The organism is Pseudomonas sp. E45-MNA-CIBAN-0222, assembly GCF_040310405.1.
Lineage (GTDB): Bacteria > Pseudomonadota > Gammaproteobacteria > Pseudomonadales > Pseudomonadaceae > Stutzerimonas > Stutzerimonas stutzeri_AC.
On the sequence record NZ_JBEOPU010000003.1, the window covers coordinates 220,936 to 243,980 of the forward strand.

A 23,045-nucleotide genomic window follows, 5' to 3' on the forward strand; every position below is an offset into this window, starting at 1 on the left:
GCGTGGTGCTGCTTGCAGAGGTAAAGCGCCTGGAGGTGTGTAAATTCACACGATGGAGTTTGGCCGGTGTGCTGGCAACGGTAGTTCTGACAGGGTGTTCCACTTACCGTCCTTGGATCAACCCGACACTTTCCGACGCCGCCTTAATGTCTCTCGCCGAGAACGACCAACGCATCAGGCCGTCGGAGGTCAACCAACCGGTGGTTGTAGCGGTGACACTGTCAGGCGGGGGCGCTCGGGCGGCGGCCTTCGGCCTGGGCGTGCTGCGCGAACTCAAGGCCACACGCTTCGCGCTAGAGGGCCAGGAGACCACTCTGTTGGATCAGGTGTTCCTGGTCAGCGGAGTGTCGGGGGGCAGCATCCTTGCCGCGCACTTCGCGGCCTTCGGCGATGCCACGCTGACTCGTTTCGAGCCGGATTTTCTGCTTGTGCCTTTTGAGGGGCGACTCATACGTGAAGCTCTGTGGCCTGAGCGTCTTTATAGACTAACTTCACCTTGGTTTGGGCGCAGCCAGATCCTGGCTCAACGCTTGGACGAACTTTTTGAAGGCCGCACCTTTGGTGACGTGCGCCGACGACCGGGCGCGCCCGAACTGATGATCACGGCAACCGACCTCACGACCGGTGCCCCTTTCGATTTCACCACCGAGCAATTCCGGCTAATCTGTTCCGACCTCGATGCAACGCCGCTGTCTTTCGCGGTGGCGGCCTCGTCGGCAGTACCGCTGGTGCTGTCGCCCGTAACGGTGCGAAACAACGCCAATACCTGTCCGCCGCCTCTCCGATCTTTGCCTGTCAGAGGGCAAAATTACAGATCACGCATCCTGCAAAGCGGCATAGACAGCTACCTCAATGCGCACGATCGGCCCTATATCCACCTCGTGGACGGTGGTGTCTCCGACAACCTCGGCGTACGTCTGATGCTAGACCGGCTAGTAGCTTCGGGCTCAATGAGCGCCAATTTCTCGGAGGTCAAGCCCGGAAGCTTGCGCCGACTCGTGTTGGTGACGGTGAACTCCGAACGAGGACTGAGCGAGAGAGTGGACAGTAGCGACCGAGTTCCCAGCACGACGCAAGTACTTGAGTCGCTGATCTTCGGTGCCGGCGCTCGCGAGACCCAGGTGACGCTGGCCATGCTTAACGACGACCTGCAACACTGGCGTTCCGAGATTGTCCGCACCCGTGGCCAAGCGGACAGCCCCTTTGCGGCCGACGCAGAAATCTACGTAGTAAGCGTAAGTCTGAACGACGTGCCGGACGACAAGATCCGGCATTCGCTGCTGCGCGTGCCCACAGCCTTCACGATCGAGGCTACGGATGTCTTGGACCTGCAAACTGCGGGAGGCGAAGCACTGAGGCAATCCAAGGAGTTTATGGCATTGATTGAATCTCTAAGAAGAATCACAGCAGCCAAGCAGACTGCGCCTGGTACTCAGCTTCCCTTGATATCTAACTGATACCGATACTGGGCTTTCGTCCAAGTTCCCAAGAGGCACTTCCGCCGATAACCTTTGCGGCAAGCTGTTGTCCCAGTCGCGGCTCAATTACCGGCCGCCACGGCACAAGGCTGAACCCCATGCCGTCATCGAGCATCGCGTAGCGCCCGCTGGCGAGCATAATGGAACGCCGGTAGATACCGGCTACGCGCTGCCCGTCGGCCACCGGGCGATGCTCTAGGCCGGTTTCCGCCGCAATGTCTTTCGCGGCCTGCACTAGTTCCCGATTGCGTAGCGTGCCCAGCAGGTTGCGCGCGAGGATGACGCGCTGCCCGCGGCGCTGTGCCAGCCCCTGTTCTTCGAGGAAATCGGCTCGCTGCTGTATGGCCTGCTTGGTATCACCGCCAAAGCCCAAGTTGCCCAGCCCACGGCCACCGCCGATCAGTTGCTGGTCAAGCCAAGTCGCGCCGATGACGCGGGCCTGCCGTTCAATAGGAAGGTGTGATTTCAGCTCTACGGCTACATCGCCCAGCCGTTGCGCGTCGTATTGGCGGCCACGCTCGGCCAGGTCGTCCGGTACCTTCCATAGCCCTTCGGCCACGCGCTCCACGATGCAAGCCCGGCGCAGGGCTTCCAGCCGCCGGACATGAGCGGCGACGACTTCCTGCGGGTCGCGTCCGGGCGTAGCCCGGCCCTGCTCGATTACCAGGTGATGATCGGTGCGGTACAGGCCATCGCTCGCCAGCGAGGCGATGTTCTTGTCGGCCGTGCGCACCTCAGTCGAACCCTTCACCTCTACCACAGCGCCCGTGGGATAGTTCGCCAGTTCGTCGCGGGCGTTCAGTGCAACGTAGTGGGCCTTACCGTCCGTGCCGTCGATGATCAGATAGCCTCGGTCGTGCAACTCATCGGCAAGCCCCTTCGCGGCCACGCGGCCGATGAGGCTGCGACCATCGTCGCCCGGCTCGAACACCGCCAGCTCACGCGGCTGGCCGCTCATGGCCCGCTGCATCGTTCGGATGATGTCGCCACGCTCACCCAGGGCACGCAAGGTCTTCTCGGCATCGGCATGAATGGCCCAGGTGCCGGGCTGCACCTCGTCGGCTAGGCCCAGGCGCTGCAAGCGTTGCAGGCGGCCGATCAGCAGCAGGCGCTGGCGTTGCAACCTCGGCTCGTTGAGCCGTTCGACATGCACCCGGCCATCCTCGCCGGTCTCGCGCTGCAAGGTGCGATCCAGGCTCGTCCACCGCTCCTGTTCCACCTCGCGCCTCAAGGTCTGCTGAATCTCCAGTTCGGTGCGCGGCCCCAGCCACTCGGTCGCCAGCTCGGCGGCGCGATGGCGGAAGCCGTGGGCGATGTAGTCACCCGCGATGATGAGGTCTTTGCCGGTGTCGTCGCGCCCGCGCACGATCAGGTGGGTGTGCGGGTTGTCGGTGTTCCAGTGATCCACCGCCACCCAATCCAGCCGCGTGCCCAGGTCGGCTTCCATGCGGCTCACCAGATGCCGGGTGTAGGTGCGCAGGTCGTCCAGCTCGGCCCCGTCCTCGGGCGAGACGATGAAGCGGAAATGGTGCCGGTCGTCGGCGCAGCGTTCCTTGAAGGCGTCCAGATCGGCTTCGTCGGCCTGTGGCCCGTAGCCCCGGCCCGGTTCGCCATCGCGACCCGCGCCGTCGCGCTCGATGTAGCGCAGGTGCTTGGCGAGCGATTGCGGGCTGGCCCGCTGGTGATTGACCAGCAAGGTCTTGATGGTCACGCGCCGCGACATGGGCATTAGCTTCGCCCCGGCGAAGCGCGCCGCCGTGTGGCCACGTCCGAGCCGAGAGCCGGGCCGCTGGCCGGTGCCAGCCGCGCCAGGACGGCGTACTGCCGACTTGCCGCTGCTGGCTTTGCCGGCCTGCTTGAGCACCTTGGAAACGAAGCTCTGCCCCTGGCCCTTGCCCCGGTTCTTCGGGGCGCTGGGGCGCACGCGAAAGTCGTCGTCGCGGCTGTCGGTCATGGCTGCGCTCCCCGCAAGCTTGGGCGTGTCCTGTCGTGCGAAGCACGCGGACATGCCAGCATTGGCGCGACCCTCGCGCCAAACGCGGCACGGTGGCGAAGCCGCTCCGTGCCGCGTTCCCCCCATGTGCTGACTGGCTTTCGACGCGGCCAGGTGCCGCGTCCTTTTGTCTTGCCTTCCGCCTTTGCCCCTCGCTGGCGCTCCGGGCAGCGGCGGCCCGGCGGCGCTGCTGCGTGAGCAGCCAGCGCGCCGGCGAACGCGGCGACGGCCATAGGCCGGGCGCGTTCGAGGCAAGACGCCTGCACATGGGAAGGCAGCGCGAAGTGCAGCGCGGATGCGCTGGCATTGCACGCGCGACGACATGCAGAAAGCCACTGGATCGGCACGCCCGATGGCACGATGAGATGCACGGCAACGTGCAGCGAATTGGCCGCCATCATGGGCGGGCCTCCAGCCAGACCGGACGCGCAACGCCGATCACGGCGGACGCGCGCACGGGCCCGAAATACCGGCTGTCGAATGACGCCGGGTTGGTGACGCTGAGCAGGAACAGCTCGCCGGGCCGCAGGCGGCGGCACTGCTGCCAGGATGGCAGCGGCCGGCCCCAGCGGTCGGCGGACAACACAGCGGCCGAAGGCACACCGTCGATGCGAACGCTGCCGCCAGTAATGCACACCTCCTGCGGTGCTATCGCGCCCACGCGCTTGAGCAGTGGAACGCGCGTCGGCAGGTAGCCGCGCTGCGCGGCCAGCGCGGCAGCGTCAGGCGGCAGCGTGGTCAGGACGATGCTGCCCACGGCCAATGGACGTGGCAGCGCGCCGGTGCGCAGGTCAAGCGGATCGACGCGATACCAGCCGACCGCCACGCTGTCGGACGGGTTGTAGGTCAGACGCGGCAACGGATGCACAAAGGACGCCCAGGCCAGCGCAGCGAGGCCGCAGGCGGACAGGCCCGCCAGCACGAGGCGAGCGCGCAGGCGTGAGCGAGGCCGCGTTGCCATCATCGTGGTCATGGCAATGCCCTCCCGGCCAGCCAGGCGGCGTGCCGCTCGGCGGTGTATTCGGGCAGCGGCAGGCGCGCAGCGAGCCGATTGCCCAGCGTGCGCCAGTACGCGGGCGAGACGGCAACGGGCGCGATGCCCAGCGCCTCGATGGCGTCGATGCGTTCCAGCACGGCGCGCACCTGGTTGTCGCCCTCGGCGTGCAGCAGCAGGCGCGCGCCTGGCTGCACGCCGGGGATGCGCTGCGCCGCATCCAGCGGCGTGCAAGCCTGCATCACCATGAGCTGCCAACGCACAGTGCCGTAGTCGTTGGCCTGCCAGTGGATGCGGCACAACATGGCGCCCGGCTGGAACACCGCGCAGCGCCGCCAGCGGTCGAGCTGGTGTGTGCGCGCAGGCTCGCCGAAGCGCAGGTAGAGCTTGAAGCGCGGTTCGATGTAGGCCAGTGCCACGCGCGTCAGCGGCGCGCTGGCAGGCTGGCCGGAAGGTGCTGCGAGCGCAGCCGTGGCCGCGCTAGCGGCAGGCGAAGCGGATGCAGTCATGGTGCGTTCTCCCTACGTTGCTCTGGAAACTCCCGTTCCAGCAGGCCGCGCAGCAGGTCGGCCACGGTCACGCCTTGCGTGAAGGCCGACACCTTGATGCGCGCCCGCATCGCGGACGTGATGTCGAGAGTCAGGCGGGCGGTGTAGAGGTCGCCCTTGCCCAGCGCATCCGCGTCGCCCTGGCGAATCCACGCCTCGGCATGCGGATTCGCGGGCGGACGCGCGCCGATGCCGACGCGCTTGGCCGTGCGCTTGCTGTTCGGTGATGGCTTCTCTGTCATGACGGCCACCGCAGCAGTTCGTCTACCAGCGCAGTGATTTCACGCGCGGCCGCGCTGTCCGGCGCCGTCTCGCGTGTAAGCCGGCCAGCGGCCACGCTGTCGGCGAACACGATGCGTTGATGCACTTCCGAGCGCAGCGCAGGAAGCGGCTGGTCTGCGAGCGCCTGGCGTGCTTCGCGTCCGATCACGGTGGTGCTGACGCGCCGGTTGATGACGAAGGCCGCGCGCAGCGCAGGCCGGAACACCTGCGCCTCGCGGATCAGCGCCACCATCTCGGCGCTGGCCCACAGGTCGTAAGGGCTGGGCTGCACCGGGATCAGCACGCGCTCGGCCGCCAGCAGCGCGGAGCGCGCCAAGGCGGCGATGCGCGGCGGCCCGTCGATGACGACGTGATCGGCCCGCCTGGCGAGTTCTGGCGCCTCTTGGTGCAGCGTTTCGCGTGCGAGGCCCACGGCGCCGAACAGCCGTGGCAAGCCTTGCTGGCTTCTGCGCTGCGTCCAGTCCAGCGATGAACCCTGCGGGTCGGCGTCCAGTAGCACGACGTGCTGGCCGCGCATCGCCAGTTCGCCGGCGATGTGCGTGGCGAGCGTGGTCTTGCCCACGCCGCCTTTCTGGTTGAGCAGAGCGACGATCATGGCCTGGCCCTCCGCGTTGGAAAGCCCGGCTGTTGCCGCTGCGTTTGCGGCCGCGTGGTGGTTGTCCACCGCAGCGGCGTTTCCCTACTAAAAGTTAGAGAAATTAAGTTAGGGAAGTTAGAGGGCGAGGAAACCCAGCGCTGGCGCGGGTTTGCGGCCGATCTGCACGCCTGATAGCACGATAGTCCCACGCCTGATAGCACGATACCCCGCACGCCTGATAGCACGACACCATCCACAGGCTTTTCCGAAGTTATCCCCGTGCCGTATGCGGCACGGGCCGGAAGGTCAGCAGCTCCATGCCGTTGTCCGGCATTCGCTCGATGCCCAGGACGTAGCCGGGCAGCGACTGCCGCGCGACCAGCGCGCGCAGGTCGCAGGCGAAGTCGTAGGGCTTGGCGGTACTGCCCGATTTCTGGTGCAGGTAGCGAAAGTCGAACTGCCAGCCGTATTCCTGCTTGCCGCCGTGCTTGCGCACCAGCCGGTACAGCCAGCGCTCGATGCCGCCCGTGAGCCGGAAATACGCCGGGTCGATGGTCAGCACCAGGGCGGCGTCGAGCACGCCGGCATAGAACCAGTCCGGCAGGATCAGCTCGATGCCCAGCGGCGTGCCGCTGGCATCGGCCAGTTCCTTCCATTCGTTGATCCACGAAAACCGATGCAAGCGTCGTCCGCTCGTCTCGCGGATGGACGTGGCCACCGTGGTTGATTGCAAGCGATCCAGCGCGGCTTTGAGGCGCTGGTAGTCGCGCAGCGACTTGCCGCGCCCGATGAAGCGCAGGATCTCGTAGGGCGTGGCGCGCATCAGCCGTGAGGGCCGCAGGCCCGCGTCCTTCGCCTCCACGATCTGCGAGGCCGCCCATATCAGCACGTCCGAATCCCAGATCGTGGCGATGCCGTGTTCCTGCGTGCCCTCCACGCGGATCGTCACGTTGCCTGCACGGAAGTCGATGGGCTTGACCCGCTTGGACTTGCCGAGCGAGAAGAACGGATAGGCCATCAAGTCCTGGCTGTCGCGCGGCGCCATGTCGCCCGGCAAGGCGCGGAACAGGTCGAGCTGTTCGCGTTCTTGCAACGGCCGCTGCCGCATGGGCAGCGCAGTGCTGGACATGGCGATGGCCTGCCGCGCGCCGCCGATCAGCGCGCACGACTGTCGGCCGAGTGGTGCTCGGCGTATTCGGGATCGGAGGTCGTCTCGAAGCTGCGGTCGGCCGCCCAGGCATCGAGGTCGGCCACGGCGTACATGACGCGCCGGCCGAACTTGCGAAACTTGGGGCCGCCGCCGATCACGCGCTGCTTCTCCAGCGTGCGCGGCGACAGGCGCAGGTAGTCGGCGGCTTCGTCGTTGGTGAGATAGCGCTGCGGCTGCGCAGCGGGAGTCGAGACAGTAGCGGCAGGCCGCAAGGGAGCAGGACGCATGGTGAACACCTCCATAGCTTTCAAAGCTCCGGCCACACAGCGCAACCGGATGGAGGCAGTCTCAGAAAACGCGGCCCGCGTGCTCAGGGTCGTTTTGCGTCGCCTTCAAAACGACCCTTCTCAAGCGGTGAAAGCTGTGCTAAGCGGCGATAGCCGCCGCGCATCAACGCATCGCCGCGCCGCACCAGGCGGCGCACCTTGGAGCGCAGGCCGCCGTCGCTGTACCAATCGGCCACGGCGTCGGCACCGAACAGCCCTTCGCCGACCTCGCGCAAGGATGCGCCCGCCAGGGTCGCGTCGAGCGCCTGCAAGGTATGCAGCTCCAGCAGTGCAGCGGGTGGTGGCCTGGGCATGGCATGGGCCAGGGCGGCATCCAGCACGGGCACATGACCACAGGCAGGCGCGGCAGCGCCGCCGCGATGGGCATGTGCGACCGCCATGCCGTCTTCAAGGCTTGGAGCGAGCGCGAAGCGCGCGCAATGGCCGGGGCTGCGCGCGATCAGCGTCAGTCCCTTGCCGTCGTGCAGCAGTTGCTTGTGTCCGGGTATGCGCCAGAACGCGAAGACGGCCGCATCCGGCGGTGGATCGGCATCGGGATGGAGCTGCACCACGGCCGTATGGCCGGGCAGCCAGGCCGGATGCGCGTCGCGCGCATCCAGCGCCGGGTCTTCCAGCAGGCGCAAGCCCCAGCGATGCGCCGCCTGCTGTGCGGCCTGTGGCCGGCGATGGTGGCGCAGCCAGTCAAGCCGGTAGTCGGGATGCCTGCGCAGGTACTCCCAGGCCAGCGCCAGCGCATCCAGCCACAGGATGTAGAGGTAGGCGGCAGTGGGATACCAGTGCGCAACATGATGAGGCTGGATCATGGCGAAAGCTCCTGTCGAACCGCAGGAACGCCGCCACGGGCAGATCAAAACGGAGCTACCGCATCCAGATCAAAACCATCATTTGCATCAATTCAAAGCTGTAACATGCGGTGTCAAGACCGATTGGCTCCGGTGTATTGCGAATCCCGTCCGAATGCGACGGCCGCCTGACCTCAAAACGTCGCGCGGCATAAAACACCGTGCCCGAACCCGCATCAGAGATCGTGACTGATTCGGTCATGCCAGCACGGTTTTGGTGCAAGAGTGCGAATTCAGACCGGACAGGTCTGGAGTAAGACGGAAATAGTCTCAATACGCCTCGCTTGTCCGCAGGGCGAATCGCTCAATCGAGGACGGAACCGTTCTCCTGGGCCAGCCGCAGATATTCCGACAGCGGGCGTGCCGCCTGGAAATACCGATCACGCATCACGGGCTGCTTGCGCGGCCCGACGATGGACTCCAGATCGGACAGCTTCACGGTGCCCAGCTCAAGCATACCGATCCCCAGGTCGATCAGGCCGAAGGCCGTATCGGCATCAACGGGATCGAGCGCGGTCAGCAGCCAGATGGCGTGCGCGTCGGGGGTGAACAGCCGCACGACGGGTAACGGGTCGATGGCCTCGCCACCGGCACGGGCCCGGCCGTGGGCCAGCAACTGCCTGCGCTCGTCCTCGGTGATGAGTCGGTTCATGGGCGGCCCCTTCTTGGAACAAATCCGCCGAAACGTGAAAGCGTAAAGCCATCTCGGCGGATTTGGAGATATGCACGGATGCGGCTTTGCGCTTTTGTGGGAAGCCGCAAAAGCGGATTTCCGTAAAAACGTAGAACCACAAAAAAGGATCGAATCGTATGAATGAGTTAAAGATAACGTGGTTTTAATTGTGCTGCGAATTGACGCTTCTGTCTATGCAGAAGCGCACCGTCCAGCGCGGCCGACCGGCCGGCTCCACCACCCATGACGCCGAGTTGGCTCACGCCTTCGGCGCAGCGGTGCGTGCGCTGCGGATGGAGCGCGGCATCGCGCAGGAATCGCTGGCGCACCAGGCCGGGATCGAGCGTTCCCACATGGGCAAGATCGAGCGCGGCGAGCACATGCCCACGCTGGCGATCATCTTCAAGATCGCCGGCGCGCTCGAATGCAGCACGGCGGTGCTGATGAGCGAGGCTGAAAGCCAGCTCGCAGCAGCGGCCCAGCCGTAGGCGACGGCCCAGCCGATCCGGCGCCGCCGGTTCGGGGAGTTCAGGGGCGCCAAGCCACGCGCGGCGGGGATAGCCCGCAGGGCTTTCCCTGGAGGCAAGCGAAGCGCGCCGCGTCGCAGTCGCAGAGGGAGGTCAGTACCCAGCCACCCCAAATAGCTGGTGTGCCATTTTATGAGGGCCTACTACGTTGATTCCTATCCCCCTATCTCTATCGCTGTGATGCAAAAGTAGATCGACCGCCTCGTCAAGAACCTGTGTATCACCTTCTTCTTGCAAATGTGCTTGGTACCAGCGCATTGATAGACCCGCCACTATATCGGAGAGTTGAATTCCTGTGCTTTCTGGTGATGCCTTAAAAAACAAATCAGCCATTTGCTGAAAGTTATAGTCTGAATAAGGCAATTTGAATTGTGCGGGGTCTACCTTAGCGTTCTCAGCCTGGAATTTGGCTTCGGCGATGATTTCATCGAAGTGGGCTTGCTCATCATGGAAAATTCGACATCCCTCCAAACTCCCAGACAAGTAAAGATTCATTCTGGCATAAATGTTGGTGAAAGATGAGAAATTCGGAAGCAGCCAAATCTCTTGGTCGCGCTTGCCGATGTCCGGGAGAGGCAAGAACCGTCTATGGGCTTTGTCTCCCTCTTTCTCAATCATGATGCGGAAGTCATCTTTGCTTTCTTCCACCTGCGAGGCGATGCCCTGCGCAACTTCATGGGAATGTTGGCTTACACAATCTTTGAGAAGATCGAAGTAGGTGCCAATCTTTTCATTTGATGGATTGTTCATGCATTGAACGAACTCATAAACCACATCGCTGGGAACTCGGTAATAAATGTAATCGGCAAAGATGTTTTTCATCCAAACGGTATCTTGTGATTCTGGAGTATTGAAATACGGAGGCCAGATGAAGCCGTTGGTAATGCTTACAGCCAGTTGGTACTTTTTGTCTACAATCTCAATGAAGAATGGGAAGTCGCTCTTCACCAAGAGATTGATGGCATCAAGAGCGAAGTCAGGCTTGCGCCTCAGAATTTTGCTGAGTTTAAGTTCGTTGGCCTGAATTTTGTGCTTCTGCCTTAAGGCGGCAAGCTCTGCTACAAGGCTGCTCTCATTAGAAATTCCCACTGCTGCCAAACTGAAAACAGCTTGCCCACCGAAATCAAGCGCTGCGCTAGTTCGCGCAAGATCCCCGGTATTGCCACTCTCGTCTATGTAGAAATCCATATCTCCCCCATCACAACGGAAAATTACAAATGAATGCCAATAGACTTGCGCAGCTTACGTGCTGCGAGAAGTCTAATGGAGACGTAGAAAGAGCCAAACCTCCGAGGGAAGCCAAAGGAGGTAAATAAGTTCCACATGATGCCTGAGGGGGCCGATTTCTTTGGCCTGCCCAATCGCTTCTGGTCAACGCCACCGGTTCGGGGCATTCAGGGGCGTCGAGCTACGCCCGGCGGGGATAGCGTTCCGGGCTTTCCCCCAGAGGGCAAGCGAAGCGCGCAGTGCTGCAGGCGCGAAGGCGTGAGGGATTGGAGCCGGATGGCCGTGACGGCGAAGTCGGCACGGGGCGCAGCCCGCAAAGCCCGGCGGTGCGACGCACCGACACGCCCGGCCGTTCTTGCAGCCTCAGTCCCAACGCATACGGAAGCGACTCGATACGGCGCAGCCCAGGCGATGGTGCTGCCTCCATACAGTGCCGCGAAAGCAGCACTGCGCCCCGCCGCGTGGGCGGGGCGCGGCGGCGGTCACGCCGCCTGGAGCTTGCTGCGCGACCAGATCAGGTCGTGCGTGCCGTTTTCGCCTTCGATCAGGCGGGCATAGACCGTGGCCGGGAACGAAGGATCGTCGAGGGTCACGGAGATGTATTCCCGCCCGGCCTCGCTGATCTTCTTCCACGCCGCGCCGATGTCGTGGCCGGCCGCCTGCAGGCGGAAGTCCGGGGCCTTCTCGTTGTCCCCCTTATCGTTGGGCATCAGCTTGACCTTGACGTTGAGCGTCAGGGTGCGAAGCGTGCCGGTGAAGCCGTCTTTGTCTGCGGTGAAGGTGCCGATGTTGGCCATGATGATTTCTCCTATCGGTGGAACAAGGTTCGCGCCCATCGCGTCCTTGTTGTGATCCGGCCGGCGGGGGACGGGCTGGCTGCACCGCTGGCGGCCGCAACGTAGTGGAGGGCCGGGAGGCGAAAAGAATTTGTCCCGCGAGGAATGCGCCGAACGCAGTGACAAAGCAGGGGAAATTGTTTTCGCCGGACGGTTGCAGCCATGAAGCCCGAGGCGCAGCCGTGCCACCGCCAGGATTCACAACAACACAAGGACGCCTTGGGCCGAACCACCCCCCATCCGAAAGGAGACAGGGCCGACTCGGTATCCCCGCCCGAAGGCTGCACCGGCTCGCCCCTGACGCGGGCCAGGTCAACCACCCGACGACAGGCGAGAACGCACCCGCCGCACCGTGCGGCGCCGGTCTATAGGCGTGCTGTGGAAGCGCCATAGCGATGCCGGGCGGGTTGTCTGTGAACCGTCCTTCGTGACGTGATGGGCAGGAACCGCCAGCGTTGAGGACGGCACGTATCCGCACAACCTGCCGCAGCAAGCTCCAGCGCGTTCGCCAGCGGCCCGGCCATCCGGCGCAGCCGGTTCGGCGGCATCGAGGGGCGCCAAGCTGCGCGCGGCGGGGATAGCCCGCAGGGCTTCCCCTGGAGGCAAGCGCAGCGCCACAGGCGCGGAGGCGTAAGGGATTGGAGCCGAATGGCCGTGACGGCAAAGGCGGCACGGGGCGCAGTCTGAAAGCACGGCGGCGCTTTGCGCCGTCACGCTCAAAAGTCTAAATGCACAACGAGGAGTTCATTCGGGGAAATGGCAGGTAATATTTACCCCCATTTTTGAATGGATTTCATTTGCCGATAACTACAGATTCGCCAATGAAATGGGATAACCCTGGGCCGCCATTTCCTTTGCCAGAAGCGGCCCTGCATCTTTTTGCAGATTGTCCTTGAACGGGATATAGAGCAACCCTTGGATGTCGGATGGGCGCTCCATATTGTCTTGTTGCTTCATGAGAATGGCAACGTTCTTGCGGCCGAGCAGCGTGAGCATCATGCCCAATTCCATCACAACGTTTTGGCGCGCACGGAACGCCTTTTCGTCTTCGTGACCAGCACGGTAGCCCTCGTCATCAGGCGTGGCCAGCACCACAGCAAAATTTACCTCTGCCGTGTACTTTTCCAATTTCTCGATGATGGTCTGCCCTTCCGAAGGAAGTTGATCCAAGATCAACGGCTCAAGCCTCCAGCGGCGCAGCATCGCTTCAAGCTCGGTTCGAGCAGCATTATCGTGTCCATAAACCACGAACACCTTGCTGAGCATTGGCTTAGCAGCGGCACCATTCTGTGGAGCTGCTGCCGCAGCCTGCGCAGGTTGTACGCCAAGGCAAGCCTTTACTGCCTCTTGGTTTTTGCCCTGAACATTGAAATTACCGGTGTGGTAGCTATTGACGATTGCACCATTTTGCAAACGAAGCTGTGTGCCAGTGCCGTTCGCAAGTGCTGTCTCATTCGCAATCTGAAGATTACCGGCCTGTAGGCAAGCTTTAATTTCGTCGAGAGTCATCGCCATTCCTTCTAAGCTCCCCAAATCGCTTTTTTCGCAGCTTCGCTGAGTACATCAACAACAATGTCGCGCACACCAGATGCAACCGAAGTGCCAACCTTCGTCATCACCTTCTTGAATCGAAGGGATGCAACTTGAGTTTTGGGACTGTCTTTGGTCAATTCCGTCAAATCAGTACGGAACTGCTGGACTTCTTCTGGCGACAGCTCTGCGCCTGCTTCCACTAGCTCAACAGCGCCAGCAATCTTGCGTTCAGTCCAAGGGAATCGGCCACCGCAGTTGTAGCAGAACGAGGGGGGCTCGTAATCACCCCCAAAGCCAAAAACGCCTTCAACGTAGTAATCGCCGCGAATGGATGCGCTGCACGAAGGACACTGCAGGATGGTCGCTTCGCCGCACTTAGAGCAGAACGCCTCTCGAAGCTCGGGATTCTGATCAGCGGCTGTTGTTGCGACATGCCCATTAGGGCAAACTTGTGCGACCCGATATGTCCCCATTGCGCTCCCTTGTTGATTTATGCCGATAGATACGACGTTGGTCAATTCAAGGCATTTTAAAGCAGCAGCGTGAAAATTGAAGGCGTGGACGTCACCGGGCGCGGCCACTGCCGCGCCCGGATTTTGCGTCCACCGCGCCCAGGACGGAACGGCCTGGGCGCGGTGCTGATCGCGGTTATTCCTTCGTCTCGATGATCCACCACACGGCACGCGGCAAGGCGCGGCCTGTGATGGGGTGAATGTCGGTGAGGTCGGCGCGGGCCGCCCAGCCCAGGGGCGGGCGATAGCCGCGCACGTCGCCATCGCCGTGCCAGCGGCGGGCGCGCACCGTGCCGGGGGCGTAGATTGCAGCCATGCGCGGGCGGCGGGTGGTGGTGCGGGTCATAGGCGGTTCTCCTTCCAGCGAAGCGCCCCAGTCAAGGCCGGGGCGCTTGCCTTCGGCGCGGGTCAAGCGGCCAGCGCCTCGGCGGGTTCATCCGCCATTGCTTCGGCATCCGCCGGTGCGTCCCGCTGCGGGCCTTCCTCCTGCGCGGCATCTTGTGGGCCTGCGATCTTGAAGATCGCAGGCATCCACCCCGTGCCATCCGCCAGCCGTTCGGCTTCGCTGGCAATGTCGGCCTTCTTCAATTTCGCCAGCCGGGAAACCTGCTCGGGCGCGTACTCGCCCACGGCTTGCAGAATCGCGGCCTTCGGCACATGCCGGAAATAACCGTCATTGGTGGGCTGCCACCATGCGGCCATGTCCAACCCCACGGCCTGCGCGAGTTCTGCGCCCGGTTGCTGCGGCGTGGCGCGGGGCGTCACCACATCCACCGTGGAAGCCACGCACACGGCCAGCAGTCGCACCAGTTCGTCTTGCGGCTTCGCCAGCAGCGCGGCGAACAGTTCGGCGCTGTCCTGCGGCAAGGCTTCGTCCGCCACCTGTTGCAGTTCGCGCAGCGCCACGACGGCGGGCGATTCCGGCCAGTCCGGGGCCATGCCTTCCAGCCGGTCTTGCACTTTCAGGCTCACGCCCAGGGGGAAGTCGTGGCCGTAGTAACGTTCCTGCAAGACGGTCTGCACCATGCCATGCACCACAGCAGCCAGTGCGGCTTGCGGATGCCGGGCGACTTCGATTTGCAGCGCGGCGGTGCGGTGGGCGCTCAAGCGTTGCGCCAACCGGTCGGACATGGCGGCGGTCTTGGGTGCGTCGTCGGCTTCCTCGTCTTCGTCGCTCCCGGCTTCGCCTTCGCTGTCGAAACCTTGGCGCAGCCGTTCCAACGTCCGTAGCGCCTTCGCCTCGGCCTCGCGCATCAGGCCGCGATGAATCACGGCCTCGCCGTTGCGGTCGATGGTGATGATGGCACCGGCTGCGGCCTTCACGTTCGGGCCGTAGCCTTGCAAGCCATCTTCCAGCGCCTGCAACTGCTCGCCCAGGGCTTCGCCTTCCTCCTGCAAGGCGTCGGCCTTATCCTCGTCGTCGGCATCCATCGCCGCATCCACGGCTTCGCCGATGGCTTGCATCTTCTCTTGCAGCTTTTCGATGCGCTGCGCTTCGCGCTTGTTCGGCTCGCGCCGTTCCCTCGGCGCACGCTGGAAGGCGTGCAGGTCGGCATGGGTGACGCCCGGCGTGGCATCCACCCAAGCCCAGCCCTCGGCGCGAACCGTGGCGGCGATGCCCGCCAGCCGGTCTTGCGCCAGCCGTTCCAGCAGCGCGGCGTCGGTCAGATACACGCCCGCGTCCCCCTCCGCGAACAGGTCACGGCGCACGCCGCCGCCTGCGGCCTCGTAGGTGTCCAGCCCGACGAAACGCACCAGTGGATGCCGGTAGGCGTCGATTTCGCGCTCGGTGAGACGGTCGCGCAGCGCGGACGGCTGGCGCTGCCATGTCGGTGCATCGTAGAAGGCGTTTTCCTGCGCGGCGTGGTCGTCAGTGATGGACAAGGCCATCAACTGATCGAGCGTGACGGCATCGGCGCGATAGTCGCCCATCAGGCGCGGCGAGACGTTCGCCAGCTTCAAGCGGCGCTGCACCACCAGCGGCGTGACGGAGAAATCCGCCGCAATGTCCTCAATTGGTCGGCCTTCTGCCACCAGCGCCGCGAAAGCCTCGAACTGGTCTGCGGGGTGCATCGCCTCGCGCTGCACGTTCTCGGTGAGGCTGGCGGTGCGGGCCGTGCCATCGGCCACTTGCAGGCAAGGCACCTCCCATTCCTTGCTGATGCGGTGCTTTTTCGCCAGCAGCTTCAACGCTGCGAGGCGACGGCCACCGGCCACGACTTCGTAATGCTCGCTACCTTCTCCATGTCGGGCGGATGCAATCACGATCAGGTTTTGCAGCAGACCCACGCGCTGGATGCTTGCGGCCAGTTCGGGGATGGACATGCGCGGGGTCTTGCGCACGTTGCGGCCCGTAGGGCGCGACACCAGCCGCGACAGCGGAACCAGAATCAGGTTCTTGGTCGGGTCGGCGGCTTCCAGCGCGGGGGCTTGGATGGCGCGGGCTTCGGTAGTGGTAACGGCGTTCATGGTGTATCTCCAATCGAATGAAACAAGGAATGGAGGGGAAACCGCCCCTCCTACGGGGGACGGGTCAGGCTTTCAACTGGCGCAGGCCATCGGCCAGCATCCACAAAGCGCGATTGAGGCGCACATCGGAATCAATGCCCTGTATCGGGCGGGTCTGCTGGCGGCGTCCGTTGGCGCTGCGGCCATGCAATCCGCCTTTGGTCAGGTTTTCTTGGGTGCGGTTGAACACGCTCCACAGATCGGGGCGGCGATCTTCAAACCGGCGCGGCATCAGAATCTGGCTTTCGGTGATGGGCGCAGGCTTGTTCGGGTCGTCGTACTTGAGCGTCAACGCGGCGCGGGCGAACACTTCGGCCTCGCCGTCGTCAAGCGTGATGGCGCGCATGGCATCGCGGGAATCGCGCACACGGTCGAAACCGCGCAGCACCTCGAAAGCGCCTTCGATGACTTGGCCCGCCACGTCGCCTTTGTGGGGGACGCGCACGTCCGCCACGGTGTCGCCGCACACAAGGCCATTGCTGCAAACAAATCGGAACTGGCCTGCCAGCATCTGGTAGCTGCTCGTGCCGTCGTGCGAGTTCAGCAGGATGATTTCATTGGCCTCCGTGCCGTTGATCTGGCTGGTATGGCGCAGGCGCAGCATGTGTTTCGTGTGCTCGCGCTTGCCTTCATCGCGCACGCGGGTTTGCGTCACCATGAAAGGCTGAAACCCTTCCTTGCGAAGCTCGGTCAGAACCGCCGCCGTGGGGATATAGGCGTATCGCTGCGAACGGCTCTCGTGCGGGGCATCCGCGAAGATGGACGGCGCTACCCGGTGAATCTGGTCATCGGACAGCGGGGTGTCGCTGCGCAGTGCGGGGGAATGGGAAGCGAAACGGTTTGCAAGCATGTCGTTCTCCTGACTTGGCTGTTGAAGAAAGCGCACACCGGATTCCTAGATTCAGAGCCCAGCCTTTCGGCTGTTCGGTGCGGTCGGCACGAGGAACCCGGTTGGCCCTGTTGCCACCGTCTTTCCTGAGTTCATCGCCCGCGACGGTCAGGAGCGCGCGGACGGGGGCCGTCAAGGAGACAAGCGCAGGGTTGGTGCGGCCCGCAGGCGCAGCCGAGGACACGGCCCTGCGCGCCTTGACGGCACACGGGCGCGGGCTACAGTCGCGGACAAGGTGATGAAGTCAGGGGAGACGGCTGGACATGGCAACGGCCCTCCCACACGCCGACCGCACGGCAAGCGAAGCGCGCAGGCCCGAAGCTGGAAGCCGGGCCGGAGGCGTCAGCGATGCGAAAGGCTGGCAAAGCCAGTCCCGCCAGGGATGAGCGACTAGCGAACCTGGAGCAGCGCGATCCGCGAAGCGGAGACGCAAAAGAACTCTTCGTTTATTATTTGTTTTGCAAGCAAATGTTGCTAAAGCAAGAACACGGGGGCTAAAAGTGATCGTCTGCATTAACCGTCTCAAGCAGTTCGGCATCTTCAGCGACTTCAATGGAACGAAGATCCAGAAGTTCGGCCGGTACAACCTTGTCTATGGCTGGAACGGAACAGGCAAGTCAACCCTATCGAATCTATTCTCTTGCTTTGAGCTTCGCTCGATGGTTCCTCGCTTCAGTGCGGGCCAGTTTTCAGTCGTTTTGGAGGACGGCTCCACGATCACGGAAACCACACTCCCTTCATCCCAATTAAATATCCATGTCTTCAATCAACGCTTTGTGCATGAGAACATTGATTGGGACAAATCCGTAAAAAGCATCCTTCTCATTGCGAAAGAGAAGATTGACGACTTGCAGAAACTGGAGAAGCTAAAAGGCGAGCTTCAATCGAAAAAGAAAGCTCACGACGAAAAGCAAAGTGACATCAAGAAGCAGCGTGAAGCATTGGATAAATTTCTGACCAATGCTGCCAAGAAAATGAAGCTAGGACTTCAGGCGATTGATACGAGCGATAGCTACTACTTGAATTATGATCGCCGAAAGCTCTCTAATTTCATTCAGAGTAATGGCGATGCCATTATTAAGCCTGACTCGGTTCTTCCAGATGAAAAGGTCATCGACCTTACGAATGCCGCCAAGCCAGATCAGCTTCCAAGCATCACTTTCGCCTCAACGGCCATTGAGCCGGACTACTTTAAGAAGGCGGCAGGTCGCATCAGAGACTTGATTGGAACTACAGCAGTCAATCAAGCTATCCAGCGGCTGACTGATAATCCGGACATTCGTGACTGGGTTCAAACAGGCTTGGAAATTCATAAGAACCATGATTCGCAATCCTGCGAGTTCTGCGGCTCTCCATTCACCCAGCTTCGTGCCGAGGCACTTGCCGCTCACTTCAGCAAAGAGTTCACGGATTTTCAAAGCCGGCTTCAGAGCGCCGCGACTTGGATTGAATCTCAAGGTGCTCCAGCCAATCAGTTGCCCGCAGCGACGGAGTTTTATAAAGAGCTATCGGCTGACGCAGATAAGCTCCAGAAAGAATACACATCTGCTGCTGAGAAGATCAACCAGCAAATAGACGGATGGCGGCAAGCTCTGAAAGCCAAAATTACAGACCCCGCAAAGACAGACATTCAGATTTCGGATGTGGTTGAAGAGGATGTCACGAATTTCAATGAGATCCTAAAGTCGATCGTTGCGCTCGTCGGAAAGCACAACAATAAGACTTCAAACTTCAAATCTGAGACATCCAAAAGCAAGGTGGCACTGGAACTTCACTTTGCTGCGGCTGAGGTGCAAGAATTTGACTATGCTGGAAGTGAGAAGAAATGCAATGACCTTGAGGCTGAAGCAAAGAATGACTACAAGGAAATTGAAAAACTTGGTCAAGAGGTCGGAGCAATAGAGGCGCTGCTCTCAAATGAGACGGTTGGGGCGAAGGAGTTCAATGACATCCTGCATCGTTTCATCGGTCGCTCTGAGCTTTGCCTGAGCTTTAATCAAAAGAAAAAAGGCTATGAGATCATCAGAAACGGAGTGGGTGAGCATGATGGGAATTTGAGCGAAGGTGAGAAGACTGCGATTGCATTCGTCTACTTCATCACGAAGCTCAAAGAAAACGGAAACAACATCAAGGACACGATTGTGGTTGTTGATGATCCCGTCTCAAGCTTTGACTCAAATCACTTGTTTCATGCCTATTCGTTCCTGAGAACTCAATGCACTGAAGCCAAGCAACTTTTTGTGCTGACTCATAATTTCACCTACTTCAAGCTAGTGAGAGACTGGTTCACTGGAACGAACAGGAACAGGATTGCCAAAGGAAAAGCTGAGAATTGTTTCTTCTATCGACTGGATGCGCCTCCTGGTTCACCCCGCCATTCGCTGCTTGTTGATGCCGATGATTCTCTGAAAAATTACGGTTCTGAGTATCACTACATCTTCAAAAAGCTCTATGAATACAGGGCGCATACGATCCTTAATAGAGATGAAGCCTTTTTGACTGCGAACCTCGCTCGCAAGCTCATTGAATCGTTCTTTACCTTCAAATATCCCAGGCGGAGAAGCGACATCAGTCAACTGATGGATGTTGGTCTGAAAGACTGCGCCATCACAACGCCGGAACTCAAGGAAAAAATATATCGCTTTATCAACAAATACTCGCATAGCGATGTAATTGAAATAACCGAGGAATCGGCAGAAAACTTGGCTGGCGAAAGCCATAGCGTCATCGGACACATCTTTCAGTGGTTTGAAGAAGTGGACAAGAAGCATTACGACGAAATGATTCAGGTTGTGACTTCTTGAGCATTAACTTCAGAACGAAGGCACGGACAGGCAAGGGCCGCGCGCAGGCCCTGCCAGCAGGCGCAGCAAAAAGGGGCCGAAGCCCCTTGAGCTAGATCAGCCCACGCTCGGCGAACGATGCCGTTGCGTTGCCGGCGACGATGACGTGATCGAGTACGCGCACGTCCACAAGCCCCAGCGCTTCCCTGAGCCGCTGGGTCAGCGCTTGGTCTGCCGCACTCGGCTCGGGATTACCGCTCGGATGATTGTGCGAAACGATGACCGCGGCCGCGTTGTGCCGCAGGGCTGCCTTGACCACCTCGCGCGGATGCACTTCGGCCGAGTCGATGGTGCCCTGGAACATCTCGGCATACTCGATCAGGCGATGCCGTGTATCGAGGAACAGCACGGCGAACACTTCATGCTCGAAGCCACCCAACTTGGTGCACAGGTACTCCTTGACCGCCGCCGGCGAAGTGAACGATGCACCGCGCTGCATCTTGTGCTCGATGGCCTGGCGCGCAGCGTCCAGAATCTGGTCGGCCGTCGCCGGCTGGTAGTGACCCTTCGCATCGCGCACCATCAGCGAGGCATCGAACGAGGAAAAGGAAAATTGCGACATGAGCGTGCTCCGGTTGCACGGGCGGAATTGCCCGGAACCGTCGCCAGCACGGCGCAGCGCAAGCAGTCAGGGGTCGCAGACGGCCGCCAGGACGCAAGCGCGCATGGCGCGCGCTGCCCTTGACGGCGAGAACGCCGTGATACGGTGATGGGAACAGCAAGACCGCCCACACCCGCCCACTGCACACACCTTGCTTTTGGGGCAAGCGGAGCGCGTAGGCCCGGATCAACGAGCAGGGCCGGAGGCGTCAGTGATGGAAGCCCGGCAGGGGCGAGACTCGCGCAGCGAGGCTTGATGCGCAGCACGAGAGCGCGACGGCGGCACGCCGGGACGCCCGAATGCCTGGGGCAGAACTACTCGGCATCCGTCTTGCGCTGCTCGATCTGCAAACGTGCCCTCTCGGTCGCCTGCTGCAACCGCTCACCCAACACCGCACGCGGCGGCAAGCTCGTCAGGTACTCGGCCACATGGATGCCCGACTTGTCCAACTCCAGCAACTCGATCTGTTCGCGCTTCTTGCCGGTGCAAAGGATGATCCCCAGCGGCGAGGCTTCCTCCGGCTCGCGCTCATGCTTGTCCAGCCAGCGCAGATAAAGCTCCATCTGCCCTTTGTACGCGGCCTTGAACTCGCCGACCTTCAACTCCACCGCCACCAGGCGCCGCAGCTTGCGGTTGTAGAAAAGCAGGTCGAGGTGGAAATCCTCGTCGTCGATCTGGATGCGCTTCTGCCGGGCAACGAAAGAGAAACCCGCGCCCAGCTCCAGCAGGAACGACTCCATTTCACGGATGATCGCGGCCTCCAAATCGCCTTCCTGCCAGGTGTCCCGCAGCCCGAGGAAGTCGAGGATGTAGGGATCGCGCATGACCAGGGCGGGCGACATGCGCTGCGCGTCGCGCATCGTCGCCAGCTCCTGCGCAATGGTTTCGTCCGGCTTTTGGGACAGCGCGGTGCGCTCGTAGAGCATCGAGTCGATGCGCTCGCGCAGCGTCCGCACGCTCCAGCGGCCGGCACTCGCCATCTGCGCGTAGTAGTCCCGCTGGAGCGGGTCTTTGAGCGGCAGTAGGGCCAGAAAATGTGACCAGCTCAATTGTCGTGACAGCGTCACGACAATTGGCTCGTCCGAGTAGGTGGCGGCGAACTGCACCATCCGGCGCAGATTCTTGTCCGCGAAGCTGCGCCCGTAGTCGCGTACCAACTGCTCGGCCAAGGTTGGCAGGATTTCCTCGCCGTACCCGGCCCGCTGACCGGCCAGCACTTCCGTATGGATACGCTGGCCGATGCGCCAGAACAGCAGGGTCAGCTCGGCATTGACGGCCGAGGCAGCGCGCTTGTGCGCCGCCTCGATCAGCGCCCGAATATCGCCCAGCAGCGCCGACGGCGCTGCGGATGACGCCACGGATACTTTGCGCCGGTTCATGTCGTCACCTTCACGGGGCGCTGCGCCCCGGTGATTGTCTTGCGCCGGTTCGCCACCAGTTCGGCCGCCTTGCGCACCGGGTCATCCTCGGTGTGGACGTAGCGCATGAACATCGCGACGGTCTTGTGCGCCGTCAGCGCCATGCCGACCTTGACCGGGATGCCCGAGTTGGCAATGTCGGTAGCCGAACGATGCCGGATGCCGTGCGTACCGACGTGGGCCGCTCCAGCAGCCTTGAGCGCACGGCACCAGCCGTTGTAATACTCGCCCGTGGTCAAGTGCTGGCCCTCATGGTTTGGGGACGGCAGCACATGGGGAATGCCGTCCTGCCTCGGCGCGGTCGAAAGCAGTCGGTAGGCTTCCTCACTCATGGGCTTGGACATGCCGCCGGTCTTGCTGTCAGGCCAAACCACGCGCCGGTTCTCGAAGTCCACCCAATCCCATTGGAGCGTGACGATTTCGCCACGGCGGGCAGCGAACTCGAATTGCAAGCGGATCGCCAGGGGAATGACGTAAGGCTCCAGCCCTTCCGCCTCCAGCTTGCCCAGATGGCGGAAGATCCGCGCCATGTCCTCGTCGCTGATGAGGTGCGTGGCCTTCCCGTTGGGGTACATCGGGACGTGGCGGCACGGGTTGGTTCCATCCGTCCGGTAGCCCCACACCTCGGCCAGATTGAACATCCTGCGCATCACGCTGAAAGCGTTGTTGGCCTCGGCCGGCTTGTGGGCCATCTTCTTCATCACCGTGGCCACGTCGGGCCGCTTCACGTCCTGCACCTTCATCCGGCCCAGCATCGGAACGATGCAGCGGTCTATGACAGCCTGATAGCCGCGTTGCGTGCTGGGCTTGTTGCGCAGCTTGGAGTAGTCCTCCATGAACTTGCCGCACAGTTCCGCGACCGTAGGCGCGGCACGGGCGGCGGCCTTGGCCGCCCCAGGATCACCGCCCTTGCGCACCTCGGCCAGCCACTCCTGGGCCAAGGCGCGGGCCTGCTCGACGGTCAGTTCCCCATACAGGCCCAAGGCGGGCTTGCGCCGCTCTCCGGCATTCGTGCGGTATTGCAGCATGAACACCTTGCGGCCCGCCGGGGTGATCTTGCAGAGGAAGCCGGGCACCATCGTGTCCCGGAGTTCGACAGCCTGCGCCTGGGGTTGTGCCGCATCGACGGCGGACTTGGTGAGCTTGAGTTTTGCCATGATGACTCCTCGGAACGACCCGGTTTCCAAGAGCCACATGGGAGCCATGCGAGCACAAGCCGGGTCAGGTTTCAGAAAGCACCGGCATATGTTGAACTCGCCTAAGTCAT

Annotated in this window: 22 protein-coding genes; 3 read left to right on the top strand and 19 right to left on the bottom strand. The window is 62.0% G+C overall.

Going from position 1 to position 23,045, the window contains the following annotated elements:
• The first annotated feature begins 2 nt into the window (after positions 1–2).
• Positions 3–1,457: a patatin-like phospholipase family protein gene (locus tag AAEZ08_RS06590; protein WP_196636953.1), complete on the top strand. Its 1,455-nt coding sequence runs from the start codon at positions 3–5 to the stop codon at positions 1,455–1,457.
• Here the strand turns inward: AAEZ08_RS06590 and AAEZ08_RS06595 are convergent.
• The 9 genes from AAEZ08_RS06595 to AAEZ08_RS06635 all read right to left on the bottom strand — a co-directional run bounded on the left by AAEZ08_RS06595 (position 1,450) and on the right by AAEZ08_RS06635 (position 8,863).
• Positions 1,450–3,432 carry a relaxase/mobilization nuclease domain-containing protein gene (locus AAEZ08_RS06595; protein WP_004883068.1) on the bottom strand — a complete coding sequence of 661 codons (1,983 nt, stop codon included), beginning with the start codon at positions 3,430–3,432 and terminating at the stop codon, positions 1,450–1,452. The two genes, AAEZ08_RS06590 and AAEZ08_RS06595, sit on opposite strands and share 8 nt — an antisense overlap.
• A gap of 436 nt (positions 3,433–3,868) precedes the next feature.
• Positions 3,869–4,435, bottom strand: a complete 567-nt coding sequence (locus AAEZ08_RS06600) for a S26 family signal peptidase (protein ID WP_439332011.1) — start codon at positions 4,433–4,435, stop codon at positions 3,869–3,871.
• Positions 4,436–4,440: 5 nt separating this feature from the next.
• A complete protein-coding gene (locus AAEZ08_RS06605) occupies positions 4,441–4,974 on the bottom strand; it encodes a DUF2840 domain-containing protein (protein ID WP_039388927.1) in 534 nt (177 codons plus the stop codon).
• On the bottom strand, positions 4,971–5,255 hold the full coding sequence (locus AAEZ08_RS06610) for a hypothetical protein (protein WP_039391707.1): 285 nt from the start codon (positions 5,253–5,255) through the stop codon (positions 4,971–4,973). Before AAEZ08_RS06610 ends, AAEZ08_RS06605 begins: the two co-directional genes overlap by 4 nt.
• The gene (parA, locus tag AAEZ08_RS06615) at positions 5,252–5,890 is read right to left on the bottom strand and encodes a ParA family partition ATPase (RefSeq protein ID WP_039589798.1); all 639 of its coding nucleotides are present in this window, start codon (positions 5,888–5,890) and stop codon (positions 5,252–5,254) included. Before parA ends, AAEZ08_RS06610 begins: the two co-directional genes overlap by 4 nt.
• A gap of 253 nt (positions 5,891–6,143) precedes the next feature.
• The gene (locus AAEZ08_RS06620) at positions 6,144–7,001 is read right to left on the bottom strand and encodes a replication initiator protein A (protein WP_039388929.1); all 858 of its coding nucleotides are present in this window, start codon (positions 6,999–7,001) and stop codon (positions 6,144–6,146) included.
• Positions 7,002–7,027: 26 nt separating this feature from the next.
• Positions 7,028–7,309 carry a helix-turn-helix transcriptional regulator gene (locus AAEZ08_RS06625; protein WP_039391709.1) on the bottom strand — a complete coding sequence of 94 codons (282 nt, stop codon included), beginning with the start codon at positions 7,307–7,309 and terminating at the stop codon, positions 7,028–7,030.
• Positions 7,310–7,392: 83 nt separating this feature from the next.
• Entirely contained in the window at positions 7,393–8,172 is a 780-nt protein-coding gene (locus tag AAEZ08_RS06630) for a DUF2285 domain-containing protein (protein WP_039388930.1), read from the bottom strand.
• 343 nt (positions 8,173–8,515) lie between these two features.
• Positions 8,516–8,863, bottom strand: coding sequence for a DUF2958 domain-containing protein (locus AAEZ08_RS06635; protein WP_500123936.1), 348 nt, complete (start codon positions 8,861–8,863; stop codon positions 8,516–8,518).
• Between the two features lie 215 nt (positions 8,864–9,078).
• Here AAEZ08_RS06635 and AAEZ08_RS06640 point away from each other — a divergent pair, with 215 nt between their 5' ends.
• On the top strand, positions 9,079–9,372 hold the full coding sequence (locus AAEZ08_RS06640; RefSeq protein ID WP_011516230.1) for a helix-turn-helix domain-containing protein: 294 nt from the start codon (positions 9,079–9,081) through the stop codon (positions 9,370–9,372).
• A 132-nt stretch (positions 9,373–9,504) separates the two neighbouring features.
• Here AAEZ08_RS06640 and AAEZ08_RS06645 read toward each other — a convergent pair whose 3' ends face one another.
• The 7 genes from AAEZ08_RS06645 to AAEZ08_RS06675 form a co-directional block, all read right to left on the bottom strand.
• Complete coding sequence (locus AAEZ08_RS06645) at positions 9,505–10,599, bottom strand: DUF3800 domain-containing protein (RefSeq protein WP_039388936.1); 1,095 nt, start codon at positions 10,597–10,599, stop codon at positions 9,505–9,507.
• A 521-nt stretch (positions 10,600–11,120) separates the two neighbouring features.
• The gene (locus tag AAEZ08_RS06650; protein ID WP_039391711.1) at positions 11,121–11,435 is read right to left on the bottom strand and encodes a DUF736 domain-containing protein; all 315 of its coding nucleotides are present in this window, start codon (positions 11,433–11,435) and stop codon (positions 11,121–11,123) included.
• An 846-nt stretch (positions 11,436–12,281) separates the two neighbouring features.
• Positions 12,282–12,983 carry a TIR domain-containing protein gene (locus AAEZ08_RS06655; RefSeq protein WP_223148854.1) on the bottom strand — a complete coding sequence of 234 codons (702 nt, stop codon included), beginning with the start codon at positions 12,981–12,983 and terminating at the stop codon, positions 12,282–12,284.
• Between the two features lie 11 nt (positions 12,984–12,994).
• Positions 12,995–13,588 (bottom strand): DUF2321 domain-containing protein, encoded by a 594-nt coding sequence (locus tag AAEZ08_RS06660; protein WP_225247913.1) that lies wholly within the window; start codon positions 13,586–13,588, stop codon positions 12,995–12,997.
• Positions 13,589–13,655: 67 nt separating this feature from the next.
• The gene (locus tag AAEZ08_RS06665) at positions 13,656–13,865 is read right to left on the bottom strand and encodes a hypothetical protein (protein ID WP_039388937.1); all 210 of its coding nucleotides are present in this window, start codon (positions 13,863–13,865) and stop codon (positions 13,656–13,658) included.
• Between the two features lie 62 nt (positions 13,866–13,927).
• A complete protein-coding gene (locus AAEZ08_RS06670; RefSeq protein WP_039388938.1) occupies positions 13,928–15,988 on the bottom strand; it encodes a ParB/RepB/Spo0J family partition protein in 2,061 nt (686 codons plus the stop codon).
• 64 nt (positions 15,989–16,052) lie between these two features.
• Positions 16,053–16,877 carry a DUF932 domain-containing protein gene (locus AAEZ08_RS06675; RefSeq protein WP_039388939.1) on the bottom strand — a complete coding sequence of 275 codons (825 nt, stop codon included), beginning with the start codon at positions 16,875–16,877 and terminating at the stop codon, positions 16,053–16,055.
• A gap of 539 nt (positions 16,878–17,416) precedes the next feature.
• Here AAEZ08_RS06675 and AAEZ08_RS06680 point away from each other — a divergent pair.
• The gene (locus AAEZ08_RS06680) at positions 17,417–19,720 is read left to right on the top strand and encodes an ATP-binding protein (protein ID WP_039388940.1); all 2,304 of its coding nucleotides are present in this window, start codon (positions 17,417–17,419) and stop codon (positions 19,718–19,720) included.
• A 91-nt stretch (positions 19,721–19,811) separates the two neighbouring features.
• Here the strand turns inward: AAEZ08_RS06680 and radC are convergent, their stop codons facing one another.
• From radC to AAEZ08_RS06695, 3 genes are all read right to left on the bottom strand, one after another.
• Positions 19,812–20,321, bottom strand: a complete 510-nt coding sequence (radC, locus tag AAEZ08_RS06685) for a RadC family protein (RefSeq protein WP_039388941.1) — start codon at positions 20,319–20,321, stop codon at positions 19,812–19,814.
• 353 nt (positions 20,322–20,674) lie between these two features.
• Positions 20,675–21,739, bottom strand: coding sequence for a PDDEXK nuclease domain-containing protein (locus AAEZ08_RS06690; RefSeq protein ID WP_039388943.1), 1,065 nt, complete (start codon positions 21,737–21,739; stop codon positions 20,675–20,677).
• Positions 21,736–22,935, bottom strand: coding sequence for a tyrosine-type recombinase/integrase (locus tag AAEZ08_RS06695; protein WP_039388945.1), 1,200 nt, complete (start codon positions 22,933–22,935; stop codon positions 21,736–21,738). Before AAEZ08_RS06695 ends, AAEZ08_RS06690 begins: the two co-directional genes overlap by 4 nt.
• Between the last annotated feature and the right edge of the window lie 110 nt (positions 22,936–23,045).